Consider the following 16,365-nt stretch of genomic DNA (forward strand, 5'->3'; position numbering starts at 1 on the left):
TCGTTCCATCGGAGTCTATTTCGTCTCACGGTGCAACGTGTGTCTGCCACAAGTTTTACAATATTTTTTCACTTCTAGCCGCGCAGGCTGAGTGGATACATTTTTATGCGTTGTATAGTTTCTGCTTAAACATTCTGCACATGCCAAAGTTATTTTTTTATTCATTATATCACCTCTATTGAGGGATTTTTCTATATTAACTCTAGCATGGTTACAAAAATGTGTCAATGCATCCTATTGTGATACCTCGCTACCTTCCATGAGCTGCTCCAACTTCCGCTTGACACGTTGGAGTGCATTATCAATAGATTTGACATGCCGCTTAAGCTCGACAGATATCTCCTGATATGTCCTCCCATCTAAATACAGATGTAGAACCTTCTTTTCTAATTCGCTCAATAATTCAGATAATTTTATTTCCATATCACCATATTTCTCTCTATTAACCAAAAGTTCTTGTGGATCTATGGCTTTTGAACCTGCAATGACATCTAATAATGTACGGTCAGTTTCTTCATCATAAATTGGCTTGTCCAAAGATACATAGGAGTTGAGTGGAATATGCTTTTGTCGAGTAGCAGTTTTGATTGCGGTTATAATTTGCCTTGTCACACACAATTCTGCAAAGGCTTTAAACGATGATAGCTTGTCCCCATCATAATCGCGAACAGCTTTATAAAGGCCAATCATCCCCTCTTGGATAATATCTTCTTTATCCGCACCAATTAAGAAATACGTGCGAGCCTTAGCTCGGACGAAATTTCTGTACTTATGTATTAAGTAATCAAGCGCTTGGCTATTTCCTCGATGAATAAGCTCTACAATCCCCTCATCATCCAGCATACTTAAGCTCTTATTGTCAAAATCTAATTGGTTGGCACTCACCAAGTATGACCCCCTGACTACACCGCAGTCACTTTAAAGCTTATTATACAGGAAGCGCTTTACAATAGTCAACAGAGCATAGACCCAGACAGGCGCGGTTTAATCTGAGTTTTACATTTCTCCCCTGCGCCATCTTTCAAATTTTTCCAGAACATCTCGATTAAGTTTTATTTTAGACGATGCTTGTTTTTTATGGTGCGTTTCTATTGTTTCTTCAATTTCTCTTTCTATATTTTGAGACTCAATTAATAATTCTCGTGCCGATTTACGTAAAGCTCCGCTGCCAAATATCGTCCTTTGTTCTGCATAATCAGATGTTGCAACATAAACCTGTGTCTGGATATTCATTAATTCTTTAACTAGCTTTTCAATACATTCGTCGGCCGTTTCTTTTTCCTTTGTAAATATAATCTCTATATTATATAAATTTGTTTTATTAGCAATACCTCGAACATAATAAGCATCAAACACAATAATGACTCTATATCCCGAATAAGCCTGGTATTCAGCCAATAATTCAATAAGTCGATCACGTGCTTGTCCAATATCATGTTCTTTCAATTTTTGCAATTCTTCCCAAGTGCCAATTATATTATAACCATCAACTACCACAACAATCATCGCTATTCACCAACAGGGTACCTTTTGCGATAAACCTCATATAGCAATAAACTACAAGCCACAGAAGCATTCAACGAAGAAACCTGCCCTATCATGGGAAGACCTACCGTCCAATCACATTTTTTTCGCACAAGACGGCTCATCCCTTTCCCTTCATTACCAATTACAAGGGCGATAGGTAATGCACCCTCAAGCTTACGATAATCTTCTGTAGCATTCGCTTCTGTGCCAACCACCCAAACATTACGCTCCTTTAGTTCATCGATGGTACTGGCGATATTGGTAACTCTAGCTACTGGCACATGCTCTATTGCTCCCGCAGCCGTTTTCGCCACCGTAGCAGTTAAACCTACAGAACGCCGTTTCGGTATAATTACTCCATGAGCTCCCACCGCATCAGCAGTACGTAATATCGAGCCTAGGTTATGCGGATCTTCTAATTCATCTAAGATAATAAAAAAGGCAGCCTCCGCTTTTTGGTCTGCACGTAGAAATAAATCGTCCACCGTAGCATAAGGATAAGAGGCAACGTAAGCTATTATTCCTTGATGATTTCCATTCGATAATTGATCTAGTTTAGCCTTTGGGACCTTTTGTACGATTGTCCCAGCGGACTTGCCAAGTTGAAATAATTTTCCTTGTGCAGAAGCGTTTAAATGCTCTGAAATAAGTACTTTATTAACAGAACGTCCGGACTTCAATGCCTCTATCACTGGATTTTTCCCAATAATTATTTCTTGTTCCAAGGCTTTTCACTCCTTTCTGTAAATTCAACCGCTTCCCTCATGAGGTGCTTCAACCGCTCGTCGTTTTTTTGTAAATAATGGTATCCTATCAATGCCTCAAAAGCTGTGCTATATCGATAGGTTTGGACACTAATATTTTTAGGAATAGACCCTGACTTAGCATTACGACCTCTGGAGACAATTTTTACTTCCTCTTCCGTTAAATAATCTTGTTCCAGCCAATATAATACAACATTTGCTTGAGCCTTTCCTGACACAAAATTAACTGCTTTTTGATGTAATTGCTGTGGTTTCACCTGCCCAAGCTGCAGGAGATGCTCCCTTATATACACTTCGTAGACAGCATCCCCCATATAGGCAAGGGCAAGACTCTTCATTTGTTTAACATCCATATTCATAACTAGCCTCTTTTCCAACGAACCCCTTGAGGCGTATCTTCTAAAATAATATTTTTATCCTTTAGCATATCTCTAATTTCATCCGCTCGAGCAAAATCACGATGCTTCCTTGCTTCGTTTCTTTCTTCAATCAATGATTCAATGTCCTCATCGAGTAAATCCTCTTCTACTTTCAGCTCTATTCCCAATACATAAAGGAATGATCGGATTGTTTCCTGAAATTCTTCAATAACATCACTAGACGTTTGTTTAGCTTGCAAGTAAACATTAGCATCCTTGGCCACATCAAACAATACAGAAATAGCATTTGCTGTATTAAAATCATCATCCATGTCAGCCTCAAATTGTTGTTTCCACACCGTAATTTTCTGCATCCATTCGTCCTGGTGGTCCACTAAATTCACACTCGATGATTTCCGGTGTTCCAGATTAAAATAAGCCGTTTTAATTCGGTCTAGGCTATTCTTGGCACTTTCCAATAACTCCTCAGTGAAATTAATCGGATGACGATAATGTACACTTAACATAAAGAAACGAAGTACCTGCGGATCATGCTTATTAATTAAATCTCTTGTTAACACAAAATTCCCTAATGATTTAGACATCTTCTCATTGTCTATATTAATATACCCATTGTGCATCCAATAGTTCGCAAAGGTTTTTCCATTACTAGCCTCTGATTGAGCGATTTCGTTCTCATGGTGAGGGAAAGCTAGATCCTGCCCGCCAGCATGAATATCAATGGTATCACCTAAATATTTTTTGACCATTGCAGAGCATTCTATATGCCACCCCGGACGACCTCTACCCCATGGTGAATCCCAAGATATTTCCCCATCCTTCACATGTTTCCATAGCGCAAAATCTAAAGGATCCTGTTTCTTCTCTCCCACTTGAATACGCGCACCTGAGCGTAACTCATCAATGGATTGATGAGATAGTTTGCCGTATCCATCAAACGTACGCGGTTTAAAATAGACGTCTCCCGCCGCCTCATAAGCGAATCCTTTATCTATAAGCACTTGTATAAACGCGATAATATCATCCATTGTTTCTGTTACACGCGGATTATGGGTTGCTTCTTTCACACCTAGAGCATCAACATCTTCTAAATATGCGGTAATAAACTTACTGGCCACATCTGGCACTTCCTGGCCTAACTCATTCGCAGCCTTAATTAACTTGTCATCAACGTCTGTAAAGTTTAAAACATAATCTACTTTATACCCTTTGTATTCAAAGTATCGACGAACCGTATCAAAAACAATCGCTGGTCTAGCATTTCCGATATGAATGTAGTTATATACAGTAGGACCGCAAACATAGATACTTACGGCACCCTCTTTTAACGGGATAAAGGTTTCTTTCTGTCGAGTAAGTGTATTAAAAATCTGAATCGTCATTCTACTTCCCTTCCTTCAATTTAGCAATTTCGTCCTTTAATGCATCTATTTCATTTTGTAAATGCTCACAACGACTAGCAACTGGATCAGGCATCTTGTGATGATCGAGATCCCTTCTCATTTTTTCACCATTTTGCTTTACTACTTTCCCAGGAACTCCAACGACCGTGGAATGATCGGGTACATCACGAAGTACGACAGATCCACCACCAACTTTTGCATTCTCTCCTATTGTAATTGAGCCAAGTACCTTGGCTCCTGTCGCAATTAATGCATTATTTTTTACAGTCGGGTGACGTTTTCCTTTTTCTTTACCAGTCCCCCCTAATGTTACACCTTGAAAAATGGTTACATTATCACCTATTTCACAAGTTTCCCCAATAACGACTCCCATACCGTGATCAATGAATAAACGACGGCCAATTCGAGCACCTGGATGAATTTCAATCCCTGTAAAGAATCGGCTCACTTGTGATATGCAACGTGCAATGAAAAACATTCTTCGCTTATAAAATGCATGTGCAATGCGGTGAGACCAAACAGCATGCAGCCCTGAATACGTTAAAAATACCTCAATATATGTTCGAGCTGCTGGATCTTGTTCAAACACAACATCCATATCTTCCTTCAATCGTCTCCATATCCCCACTTCATTAACCTCCTCACCCCAAGAAAAATATGCCATGATTATATTCAAATCCACCGCTTTTATAATAGAACAAAAGCGCAAACGCTCAATTAGAAACGTAGCGACTACAGCGAGTCAACAGAGATAAAGGAATCACGGTAAGCTTGCGAGCCGATGTTGAATTAGATTAGGGTGATTCTTGTAGTCGCCTAGCTTCTGGGCGCTGGAACTGGACGTGGCTCAAACACGCCCATATTTATCTACATGGGCAAATTTTATCATTTCCTTAGACTATAAAAAAACGCCTCTGTGTATGATTACTCAGAGACGCTTTTGCGCGGTTCCACTCTGTTTGAAGGCTAAAATTATCCTTCCAACTTCACCCTTATAACGGTAGAGTTCCGCCGTTATGTACTCATTTCCATAACGGACTCAAAGGGGCACTTCAAAAACGGATCTTAGAACCACTCACAGCCAAGGTGGATCTCTCTGAATAAGCCTCACGTTTCCTACTTTTCCTTGTCATCGTTCAATATTGTAGTAATACTATATTACATTTTATGCAGAATGTGAATTATTAAGCTTCTAATTTGTTTAACACCTTATCTAAGCGCGACAGAACAGCCGCTTTCCCTAGTAATTCAATCGCCATAGGAAGCTCAGGGCCATGTGTCTGACCGGTTGTAGCTACTCTAATTGGCATAAACAACTTTTTGCCACGATGTCCAGTTTCCTTTTGCGTGGCTTTGATTTGAGCCTTAATAGAATCTTTCGTAAAGTCATCCAAATGAATTAACTTATCTGTAAATACTTGTAGTACTTCTGGAACCTGCTCCTCTTGAAGCACATCCATTGCACCTTCATCAAGCGACAATTCCTCATTAAAGAAAAGATCTGTTAACTCTACAATCTCTGCTCCATATCTTAATTGTTCTTTGTATAGAGCAATCACCTGTTCAGCCCACTGTTTCTTTTCATCACTTATTTGCTGTGGTAATTTCCCAGCTTCCACCAAATGCGGCATTGCAAGCTCAATGACATCCTTTAAATCTGCCGCTTTAATATATTCATTATTCATCCATTTTAATTTATGACGATCAAAAATCGCAGCTGAAGTAGACAATCGTTCAGGATCAAAGATATCAATTAATGTATCTTTATCAAAAATTTCTTCCTCTCCAACAGGCGACCATCCTAATAAAGCAATGAAGTTAAAAAGCGCCTCTGGTAAATAACCAAGGTTATAGTACTGCTCAATAAATTGCAAAATGTGCTGGTCTCGCTTGCTCAGCTTTTTCCGTTCTTCATTTAAAATAAGCGTCATATGTCCAAATTGCGGTGCGTCCCAATCAAACGCATTGTAAACCATCATTTGCTTCGGCGTATTGGAAATATGTTCCTCTCCTCGAAGTACATGCGTTATTTCCATTAAGTGATCATCAATAGCAACAGCAAAATTATACGTAGGTATACCATTTTTCTTCACAATAACCCAATCACCAAAATCACTGGATTCAAACGTAATTTCGCCTCTAACGATGTCATTAAATGTATATGTTTCATTTTCCGGAACTCTCATACGAATACTTGGTTGACGTCCTTCTTTTTCAAATGCTGTGATTTGTTCTTCGCTTAAATCACGATGCGCACCCGAATACTTAGGTACTTGCCCACTCGCACGTTGCTGTTCTCTTTCTGCCTCAAGCTCTTCTTCCGTCATATAGCATTTATAAGCCAAGCCTCTTTCTAATAGCTCGTCCACATATTTTTGATATAAATCAAGACGCTCCATTTGACGGTAGGGACCGTATTCGCCGCCTATATCTGCTCCTTCATCCCATTCGACACCTAGCCATTGAAGAAACTTCAGCTGACTCTCTTCACCACCAGCCACATTTCGTTTATCATCTGTGTCTTCAATACGAATAACCATTTTCCCGTTAAAATGTTTCGCATATAAATAGTTAAATAATGCTGTACGTGCGTTTCCGATATGCAAATGACCTGTTGGGCTTGGTGCATAACGTACACGAACCTGGTTTGTCATGGTTCTGCCCCTTTCTATTCTTCAAACATAATGTAAATTGAATCACTAATCTTTTTGAACCAAAATAGTATATATATAGTATAACAAAAGTGATAACAATGACATGTTATCACTTTTTTCTATCCTCTATAAGTTATACCCTTTTTATAGTGCTTTTTCAAGTAATTTTGGCTTGGCAAATATCATTCTACCGGCAGATGTTTGCAACACACTGGTAATTAAAACTTCAATTGTTTTTCCAATATAATCTCTACCTTCTTCCACAACAATCATCGTTCCGTCGTCAAGGTAGGCAATTCCTTGGTTATGTTCTTTACCATCTTTAATAACTTGAACAACAAGCTCTTCGCCAGGTAGTACAACTGGCTTCACAGCATTTGCCAGATCATTAATATTTAAGACAGGAACACCTTGTAGATCACAGACCTTATTTAAATTAAAATCATTGGTAACAACAATTCCATCAATTACCTTTGCTAATTTAATAAGCTTGCTATCCACTTCATGGATATCCTCAAAATCACCTTCATAAATTTCCACTTTTACAGGTAATTCTTTTTGAATTCGATTTAATACATCGAGCCCTCTTCGACCTCTGTTCCTTTTTAACACATCAGAAGAGTCTGCAATATGTTGCAACTCACCAAGTACAAATTGCGGAATAACAATTGTCCCTTCAAGAAAACTCGTTTGACAAATATCCGCTACACGACCATCAATAATGACACTTGTATCCAGTATTTTAGCTTTAGGTTGAATCGTTTGTGTATACTCCGTATCAGACGGTTTGCGTTTCTCTCGTTCTTTTTTATTAATGTTTAATAAATTTACAAATTCATCTCTACGTCTAAACCCGACTTGAAAACCAAAATACCCCAATAATATTGTGATAAATAGCGGTAAAACTTGAGATACTAGTTCAATATTGATATCTGTTAACGGTATATTTATTAGAAAAGCAATAACTAATCCTACCATTAACCCTAAACTTCCAAAAAACAAATCACCAACAGGCAATTTTATAAGTGCTTCTTCTACCCACTTTAAAAACCCTACAATATAATCCCCAAGCCAATATGAAATGAGAAAGAAAATAATTGCACCGATTATTGTTCCTGCATATGGTGATGATACCCAGTTTGCATTAGTAATATCCAATAAGTTTACAATATCCGGGATATATAAATACCCAACGGTACCACCCATGATAACAAAAAATAAATGAACTATTTTTTTCAGCACCACTGCCACCTCCTACCTTATATTATTGCCTACGATAGAAAAAAATAATCCTTCAAAAGTAATAAAATAAGCTATTATATCAACTAAATCATAGCACAGCTAAAATTAACATTCAAATATATAAAAATAAAATTATATCATATAAGTAATCCAATAGCAATGAATTTAGGAGCAAAAGTGCAAGCACCCGATTTGAAACGTACCGACTGGAGCGAGTCAACGGAGATAAAGGAAGCACGGTGAGCTTGCGAGCCAATAATGACTTATCCTAGGGTCATTCGTGAAGTCGCTTCGTTTCTGGGCGCTGGAGCTGGACGCGGCTCAACATGCGCCTATTTATCCATAAGGGAAAATTTTATTATTTCCAAGACTTAAAAAACAATCTACTACCTGCTGACTCCAATATTTAATGCTTGTTCAACGGATTCTACACCGATAACCTCAATACTATCTGGAACTGTCCAACCGTCCAAATTATTTTTTGGACAAATAACGCGCTTAAAACCTAGCTTTGCCGCTTCTTGAACTCGTTGTTCGATACGAGATACACGTCTAATCTCTCCCGTTAATCCAACTTCTCCAACAAAAATATCATCAGGCTTTGTTGGTTGATCACGAAAACTCGATGCAATACTTACTGCTATTGCTAAATCAATCGCGGGTTCATCCAATTTTACGCCACCTGCTACTTTTATATAGGCGTCCTGATTCTGTAACATAAGTCCAACACGCTTCTCCAGCACTGCCATAAGCAGCGGAACACGATTATGATCAATCCCTGTTGCCATCCTCCGTGGGTTCCCAAAGGCTGAAGGTGAAATCAACGCTTGAATTTCAACAAGCACAGGCCTTGTTCCTTCCATAGAAGCAACAACAGTTGACCCAGCAGCTCCTTGTGAGCGCTCTTCTAGGAAGATTTCAGAAGGATTCATTACTTCCCTTAGTCCTTCTTCTTTCATTTCAAATATCCCCATCTCATTCGTACTACCGAAACGATTTTTCACCCCACGTAAAATACGATACGTATGATGCCGCTCTCCTTCAAAATAAAGAACCGCATCAACCATGTGCTCTAACAGCCTGGGACCAGCTATAGCCCCTTCCTTTGTTACATGTCCCACAATAAAAATAGGAATGCCATTTGATTTTGCCAGCTTCATCAGCTCTGCCGTGCATTCGCGAACCTGTGAAACACTTCCCGGTGCACTTGAAACCTCTTCCCGAAAAATCGTCTGGATAGAATCAATAACAACAAAAGAAGGCTTAATGGCTTCTACTTGATTGGATATATCTAATAAATTTGTTTCCGCTAATACATAAAGTAAATCCGCTTTAACACCTAAACGGTCTGCTCGTAGCTTCGTTTGTCTTGTAGATTCCTCTCCAGATATATAAAGGACAGGTAATTGCTTATCCGCTAATTGCGCTGAGATCTGTAAAAGTAATGTAGACTTTCCAATACCCGGATCGCCACCAATCAACACCAATGACCCTGGTACGATTCCGCCTCCTAATACGCGGTTAAATTCCTTCATAGAGGTTGTTACACGTGGTTCCTCTTCTGATTCGATAGAAGTGATTTTCTCTGGCTTGCCGACGGTAGATCTAGCACCTGTTTGAAAAGCCTGCTTATGTCGACCTCCAGTTATCTCTACTTCCTCTACAAAGGTATTCCAATTGTGACATCCAGGACATTTTCCCATCCATTTAGGGGATTCATAGCCACATTCCTGACAAACATATTTCGTTTTTCGCTTTGCCAATTTTCTCTACCCCTTCACTTATCTATTATATACGATTATTGCAATGATAAAGTTACAGGTTCCTATCAATTTAATCAATAATTTCCATAGTCTTGCCACAAATTCCTGCTTCCCTTATAAGAATCGTTCCTTATTACTAAAAAACATGAATACCTTATTCATTTACGCTATACTCCTAAGTGACTTTTTCCCCACAAACAAAAGAATATGCATGGCCTCGAGTACCTATACAGTATTTATGTTATCTAATCGTTTAAGAAAAGGATTAGTCTCACACTTATTTATATAAAGAAAACTGGAATATACAAGACTCCTGCAGAAAGAGAAACAGTTTGCAGACCTAACATGAGTGTTGTACCCACAATAGGAGGCTGAACCATTTCATGCAAGAAGCGAGTATATTCCAGTTATGTAGGTACAGGCTACTTTTTGGATAGCCCCTTTCCCTACTTTTTTGCTTATCATCGTCTATGGAAGAATAATAAATTCACCTTTATTATTCAGGCCAATTTTCACTTTTTGACCTTTTTGGATTGTCTCCTTAAGTAATTCTTCTGATAAGAGATCTTCGATATTTTTTTGAATCGAACGGCGTAACGGTCGTGCTCCGTATTCGGGATCAAAACCTTCATTAGCAATTTTATCTAACGCTTTATCTGTTAACGAAAAATCAATATCCTGTTCTTTAAGCCGTTGCTGTAACTGTTCAATCATTAACGTTACAATATTCTTCATATGTTTTTTCTCTAATGAATGGAATACGATGGTCTCATCAATACGGTTCAAGAATTCTGGACGAAATGCCTTTTTCAATTCTTCTGTAACCTTAGATTTCATATCTTTATAATCTTGACCATTTTCCTCCAAATTAAAGCCGACATATTTATTACGTTTTAACTCATTTGCACCAACATTAGATGTCATAATTAATACCGTGTTGCGGAAATCAACTACGCGACCTTTCGAGTCAGTTAAACGGCCATCCTCTAGTACTTGTAATAGAATATTAAATACTTCTGGGTGTGCCTTCTCCACTTCATCAAGTAATACAACAGAATATGGCTTTCTACGAACCTTTTCTGTAAGCTGACCACCTTCATCATAGCCAACATAACCAGGAGGTGAACCTACCAAACGAGACGTAGCATGTTTTTCCATATACTCTGACATGTCAATACGAATCATAGCATCCTCATCAGCAAACATTGCTTCGGCTAGTGCTCGAGCAAGTTCCGTTTTCCCTACACCTGTTGGTCCTAAGAAGATAAAAGAACCTATCGGACGTTTTGGATCTTTTAAGCCTGCACGAGCTCTTCTGATAGCTTTCGAAATTGCATTCACAGCTTCTTCTTGACCAATCACACGATTATGAAGCGTATCTTCCATATTCAGCAATCGTTCGCTTTCATCCTTTGTCAATTTAGAAACCGGTACACCAGTCCATGTAGAAACGACACTAGCAATATCTTCTATAGTTACTTCCGAATCGGTTTGTCCCTGCTTTTCTTTCCACTCATTCTTTGTTTCTTCTAATTCTTCACGAAGTCGTTGTTCAGAATCACGAAGCGATGCTGCTTTTTCAAATTCCTGACTTTGTACAGCCGCATCCTTTTCTTTTCTTACTTCTTCCAGCTTTTGTTCTAGTTCCTTTAAATTAGGTGGTACCGTGTAGGAGCGTAAGCGTACCTTCGATCCAGCCTCGTCAATCAAGTCGATAGCTTTATCTGGTAAAAAGCGGTCTGTAATATAACGATCAGATAGACTTGCAGCTGCTTCAATCGCTTCATCGGTTATCGTCACGCGATGATGTGCTTCATAACGATCACGTAAACCATTTAAAATTTGGACGGTTTCCTCTAACGTCGGTTCATCTACCTGTATAGGTTGAAATCTACGTTCTAGCGCTGCATCTTTTTCAATATATTTACGGTACTCGTCAAGCGTTGTAGCTCCAATACACTGAAGCTCCCCACGGGCTAATGAGGGTTTTAGAATATTTGATGCATCAATCGCACCTTCAGCCCCTCCTGCGCCAATTAATGTATGCAACTCATCAATAAACAGTATAATATTTCCAGCCTGGCGAATCTCTTCCATAACCTTCTTTAATCGATCTTCAAATTCTCCACGATATTTTGTTCCCGCTACAACTGTACCCATATCCAGTGTCATCACTCGTTTGTCTCGTAATGTCTCTGGCACTTCGTTATTAATAATTTGCTGTGCAAGCCCTTCGGCTACGGCAGTCTTACCTACACCTGGTTCACCAATTAAAACTGGATTATTCTTAGTTCTACGACTTAACACTTGAATAACGCGCTCAATTTCTTTGCTACGGCCAATAACGGGGTCAATATTACCTTCTTTCGCACTTACCGTTAAATCACGAGCAAGTGAATCAAGCGTCGGCGTGTTTGCATTAGATTGTTGACCGCGCCCCTGTCTGTTAGCCTGGGATTCATTACTTCCAAGCAATTGTAGCACTTGTTGTCTAGCTTTATTTAGGCTAACACCTAAATTATTTAATACACGAGCAGCAACACCTTCTCCTTCACGAATAAGACCAAGCAATATATGCTCTGTACCTACATAGGAGTGGCCAAGCTTTCTTGCTTCATCCTGAGATAGCTCCACAACCTTTTTGGCACGGGGTGTATAATGTATTGACTGCATCGGTTGTTTGCCAACACCAATTAGCTTTTCAACCTCTTCTTGTATTTTTGAAATTTCCAGCCCTAAAGATTGCAATGCTTTTGCCGCAATCCCCTCTCCTTCACGTACAAGTCCAAGGAGGATATGTTCTGTACCAATATTATTATGGCCTAATCGTACGGCTTCTTCTTGAGATAAAGCTAACACCTTTTGTGCTCTTTCTGTAAAACGTCCAAACATCATATAAAAAATTCCTCCTATCTATTTCTCTAATTGTAAACGTTGGCGAATAAGTGATGCTCGTAATATATCACGTTCATTCGCTGTCAATGTCTTTTTGGCATATTGTTGTAGGAATCCTGGCTGAGTAAGTATCATTAATTCATTGAGGATATTTCGTGAAACATTTTTCACAAGGCCTAAATCAATTCCTAGGCGTACATTAGATAAGCATTTAGCAGCTTCTTTCGACTCCATGATCCTAGCATATTCCAAAACACCAAAGGAACGATAAATTCTATCCTCCATTTTGTCACTTGATTGCTCCATTAATTGTTTTCTAGCATATCTTTCATGCTCTATGAGCTGTTTTACGACACTTTGTAAATCCTCCACAATATCTTCTTCTGATTTTCCAAGTGTAATTTGATTAGATATTTGAAAAATATTACCTTGCGCTTCACTACCTTCTCCATAAATACCGCGGACTACAAGCCCTAACTGATTAATGGCAGGTATCATACGATTTATTTGTTTTGTTAAAACAAGAGCTGGTAGATGCATCATGACAGATGCACGCATCCCAGTACCTACATTAGTAGGGCAGCTCGTAAGGTATCCTCTTGTTTCATCAAAGGCATAATTAATTTTTTCTTCTAACCAATCATCAAATTCAAATGCCTTTTGCAACGCCTTAGATAATTGAAATCCTGGAAAGTACAGTTGCAAACGAATATGATCTTCCTCGTTGATCATCAAGGACACCTGTTCATTCTCAGAAATAAGTGTTGCAGCTGACTCTGAGTGCTTTGCCAATAATGGGCTGATTAAATGTTTTTCTACTAATACGCGTTTCTCAACTGCTGATAAGTCCCGGATAGAAATAAAGGAAATATTCTTATACTCGCTAAATGACTGATTTTCATATTTCTCTTTAAAGAAATTCCTTATTTCTTCTAATTGATTTGGCTCAGCAAGAATTGGATAAGCAATATTTGCAAAGTTCCTTGCAAGGCGAATACGACTACTTAGTACAATATCGCTATCTGGTCCTTCCTCCCTCATCCAAGGGCTAATAGCCTTATTCATAAATTGCTGTAGTGTCATGTATGATCACCTGCTCCCGAATCATCTTGCGCATGATTTAACGCTTTAATTTTATCTCTTATTTTAGCAGCCTCTTCAAATTCCTCATTCTCCACCAGCGTTTTTAGTTTTACTTTTAATTCTTCTGCTTGCTTCTTCTTATGCAAATCCCCACCTTGGCGTTTAGGGATTTTTCCGCTATGCTTTGTATTACCAGCATGTACTCGTCGGAAAATAGGGTCCAGACGATGATTAAACGTTTCGTAGCAAAGCGCACATCCAAATTTCCCTATTTGTTTGAATTCCGAGAAGGTCATTTCACATTTAGGACACTGTAGCTCTTTTACTTGCTGATAGGCTGACCCTTGAGGTCCCGCCATATTTGATGTATCAAAGTTAAAGAGCCCAGAAAGTAAATTATGCAATGAATATCCATCTTCTGGATATGTCAAATATCCTTTTTCTTTTGCACAAACTTTACATACATGCACTTCCATCTTTTGTCCCTGAATCAATTGTGTAAAGTGCAGTGTAGCAGGTCGTTCATGACATTCCTGGCATTCCATTTGCATTCCCCCCTACTTATTCAAATACTTTAGCGTATTCAGCATCGTTGTAAGTATGCGCGCACGAATTTCATCTCGTAACGGCAATTGAAATGCGAGTGTATTTCTATCAATAGCACTCAGCATAATTTTTGCTTCGCGTTCTGTAATAAGATTTTCTTCCAATAGCCTTTCTAACACATCGACAGATTTTTGTTGAGAAACTGTTGGATTAATCATTTCAATTATTTCATTGATTAATTCTGATTTATCTTGATGAATTACTCGCATAATACGAATATATCCACCACCACCACGTTTACTCTCCACTATATATCCTTTTTCCACAGTAAAGCGCGTATTAATCACATAATTTATCTGTGAGGGGACACATTGAAATTGATCAGCGATCTCGCTTCGTTTAATTTCAATCACATTTTTTCCTTTAGCCTGAAGTATCTGTTTTAAATAATTTTCTATCACATCTGAAATATTACTCATATGCCCACCCCCTTTTTAGCTGCATCCTTTGACTTTGACTATCTTTGACTTTACCTTTATTATACGTCAAAATCGAGAAGATGCAAATACCTTGTTCTATGTTTATTCTAGACAAAAATCACCATTACGAAACCTATGAATGAACGAGATCTCTATCATTTCTTCTATTAAAAAAAGAACCTTACACCATATTATATGTTGTAAAGTTCTTCTAGCAGCCCCATTTACTTAAGCTCAGATATATTTTTCACATGATCTACTTTAGAAATTTCCTCAAATAAAGAAATTCGATCTAGATCTGGCTTTCTTTCTATTTTAATAAAAATATTTCGCAAGTCGTTTTCTATTTTAATAATCTCTACTTTTTTTATGGTTAAATCGAATTTTTCCAACGCTGAAACAAGCTCATTCACCTTTAGATCGGGTAAGGTGACAATCTCAATTAAGTGGGAAGTCCCCCCCTTTGTAAATAGTCGCTCAAAATTATTAAGAAAAATTAAACTTAGTAAAATGATAAATGTCGTAAAAACAGCAGCTGCGTACATGCCGGCACCAACCACAAGCCCTATACCAGCAACTGTCCATATGGAAGCAGCAGTTGTTAAACCGCGAATTGCGCCACCATAAACAATAATTGTTCCTGCTCCCAGAAAACCTATCCCGCTTATTACATAGGATGGTATTCTCGCAGGATCGAATCGAACGTTATCATACTCCATAAATGACTCAAATCCAAATAAGGAAAGTAGCATCATTAAACAGGCTCCGACCCCAACTAAGATATGTGTGCGAAAACCGGCTGAATGATTCTTTACTTCTCTTTCAAATCCAATTAACCCAGAAAGAACTAACGCAATTAATACACGTAACATAATAAGATAAAAATGATCACCCAATAATTCGTCTAAAAAAGCTTGCAATTTTCGCACCCCCCTGTCCATTTTTCCCTTCATTTTACATGAATCTAAATAAAAGGTATAGTGGCATCTTTTTATATTTTTCTCTTATATATATGATTAAACCTTGCTATTTATCATAATACTACTGGCCAAATATTTTACATAAGAACAAATGGAGCGAGTCAACGGAGGTAAAGGAATCACGGTGAGCTTGCGAGCCGATGATGACTTAGATTAGGGTTATTCGTGAAGTTACCTTGTTTCTGGGTGCTAGAGCCGGGTGGACGCGGCTCAACACGCCCATATTTATACACAGGATCAAATTTAATTAACTCCTAGACTACAAAAAAGACTGAGTAAAAAAATTCACTCAGTCTTCCTTCTTGTTCGCCTGGCGGCGTCCTACTCTTGCAGGGGCAAAGCCCCAACTACCATCGGCGCTGGAGAGCTTAACTTCTGTGTTCGGCATGGGAACAGGTGTGACCTCTCCGCTATTGCTACCAGACCTAAAGGATGTAGATCGTTCTGTGTTGTTTCAGAACGTCCTTCTTCTTAAGGACAAGTTATATTATATGCAGTTTCCTGAGAAAATGCAAGGATTTTTTTGTACCCTAAAAACTAAATAAGAGATCATTCAACGACAACCAAAAGAAGTTAGTTAAGTCCTCGATCGATTAGTATCCGTCAGCTCCACGTGTCACCACGCTTCCACCTCGAACCTATCAACCTC

15 protein-coding genes, 1 rRNA gene and 1 other annotated feature are annotated in these 16,365 nt (G+C 38.6%); all 16 genes read right to left on the minus strand.

Annotated elements, in window-relative coordinates; genetic code table 11:
• Positions 1–15: 15 nt before the first annotated feature.
• Positions 16–165, minus strand: a complete 150-nt coding sequence (gene rpmG, locus RVS70_RS09130; RefSeq protein ID WP_321132938.1) for a 50S ribosomal protein L33 — start codon at positions 163–165, stop codon at positions 16–18.
• Between the two features lie 69 nt (positions 166–234).
• Positions 235–885 carry an RNA polymerase sporulation sigma factor SigH gene (gene sigH, locus RVS70_RS09135; protein WP_318279744.1) on the minus strand — a complete coding sequence of 217 codons (651 nt, stop codon included), beginning with the start codon at positions 883–885 and terminating at the stop codon, positions 235–237.
• A 111-nt stretch (positions 886–996) separates the two neighbouring features.
• Entirely contained in the window at positions 997–1,506 is a 510-nt protein-coding gene (locus RVS70_RS09140; RefSeq protein ID WP_321132940.1) for an NYN domain-containing protein, read from the minus strand.
• Positions 1,507–1,508: 2 nt separating this feature from the next.
• On the minus strand, positions 1,509–2,252 hold the full coding sequence (gene rlmB, locus RVS70_RS09145; RefSeq protein ID WP_166530053.1) for a 23S rRNA (guanosine(2251)-2'-O)-methyltransferase RlmB: 744 nt from the start codon (positions 2,250–2,252) through the stop codon (positions 1,509–1,511).
• Entirely contained in the window at positions 2,237–2,650 is a 414-nt protein-coding gene (locus RVS70_RS09150; protein ID WP_321132942.1) for a Mini-ribonuclease 3, read from the minus strand. Before RVS70_RS09150 ends, rlmB begins: the two co-directional genes overlap by 16 nt.
• 2 nt (positions 2,651–2,652) lie before the next feature.
• Positions 2,653–4,053 carry a cysteine--tRNA ligase gene (gene cysS / locus RVS70_RS09155; RefSeq protein WP_321132944.1) on the minus strand — a complete coding sequence of 467 codons (1,401 nt, stop codon included), beginning with the start codon at positions 4,051–4,053 and terminating at the stop codon, positions 2,653–2,655.
• A 1-nt stretch (position 4,054) separates the two neighbouring features.
• Complete coding sequence (gene cysE / locus RVS70_RS09160) at positions 4,055–4,696, minus strand: serine O-acetyltransferase (protein ID WP_034678611.1); 642 nt, start codon at positions 4,694–4,696, stop codon at positions 4,055–4,057.
• A gap of 305 nt (positions 4,697–5,001) precedes the next feature.
• Positions 5,002–5,216: a binding site (T-box leader), on the minus strand.
• A gap of 42 nt (positions 5,217–5,258) precedes the next feature.
• A complete protein-coding gene (gltX, locus tag RVS70_RS09165; protein ID WP_121604286.1) occupies positions 5,259–6,728 on the minus strand; it encodes a glutamate--tRNA ligase in 1,470 nt (489 codons plus the stop codon).
• 144 nt (positions 6,729–6,872) lie between these two features.
• On the minus strand, positions 6,873–7,970 hold the full coding sequence (locus RVS70_RS09170) for a PIN/TRAM domain-containing protein (protein WP_026680211.1): 1,098 nt from the start codon (positions 7,968–7,970) through the stop codon (positions 6,873–6,875).
• Between the two features lie 386 nt (positions 7,971–8,356).
• On the minus strand, positions 8,357–9,733 hold the full coding sequence (gene radA, locus RVS70_RS09175) for a DNA repair protein RadA (protein ID WP_205389406.1): 1,377 nt from the start codon (positions 9,731–9,733) through the stop codon (positions 8,357–8,359).
• A gap of 468 nt (positions 9,734–10,201) precedes the next feature.
• On the minus strand, positions 10,202–12,628 hold the full coding sequence (gene clpC, locus RVS70_RS09180) for an ATP-dependent protease ATP-binding subunit ClpC (RefSeq protein WP_026680209.1): 2,427 nt from the start codon (positions 12,626–12,628) through the stop codon (positions 10,202–10,204).
• 18 nt (positions 12,629–12,646) lie between these two features.
• A complete protein-coding gene (locus RVS70_RS09185; RefSeq protein WP_121604285.1) occupies positions 12,647–13,711 on the minus strand; it encodes a protein arginine kinase in 1,065 nt (354 codons plus the stop codon).
• Positions 13,708–14,256 carry a UvrB/UvrC motif-containing protein gene (locus RVS70_RS09190; RefSeq protein ID WP_026680207.1) on the minus strand — a complete coding sequence of 183 codons (549 nt, stop codon included), beginning with the start codon at positions 14,254–14,256 and terminating at the stop codon, positions 13,708–13,710. Before RVS70_RS09190 ends, RVS70_RS09185 begins: the two co-directional genes overlap by 4 nt.
• A gap of 12 nt (positions 14,257–14,268) precedes the next feature.
• Positions 14,269–14,736, minus strand: coding sequence for a CtsR family transcriptional regulator (locus RVS70_RS09195; protein ID WP_026680206.1), 468 nt, complete (start codon positions 14,734–14,736; stop codon positions 14,269–14,271).
• Positions 14,737–14,960: 224 nt separating this feature from the next.
• The gene (locus RVS70_RS09200; protein WP_371414009.1) at positions 14,961–15,608 is read right to left on the minus strand and encodes an MgtC/SapB family protein; all 648 of its coding nucleotides are present in this window, start codon (positions 15,606–15,608) and stop codon (positions 14,961–14,963) included.
• Between the two features lie 416 nt (positions 15,609–16,024).
• Positions 16,025–16,140: ribosomal RNA gene (gene rrf, locus RVS70_RS09205) — 5S ribosomal RNA — on the minus strand.
• Positions 16,141–16,365: the final 225 nt, after the last annotated feature.

Source organism: Virgibacillus sp. M23 (assembly GCF_034190895.1).
In the GTDB taxonomy this organism is placed as follows: domain Bacteria; phylum Bacillota; class Bacilli; order Bacillales; family Amphibacillaceae; genus Virgibacillus; species Virgibacillus salarius.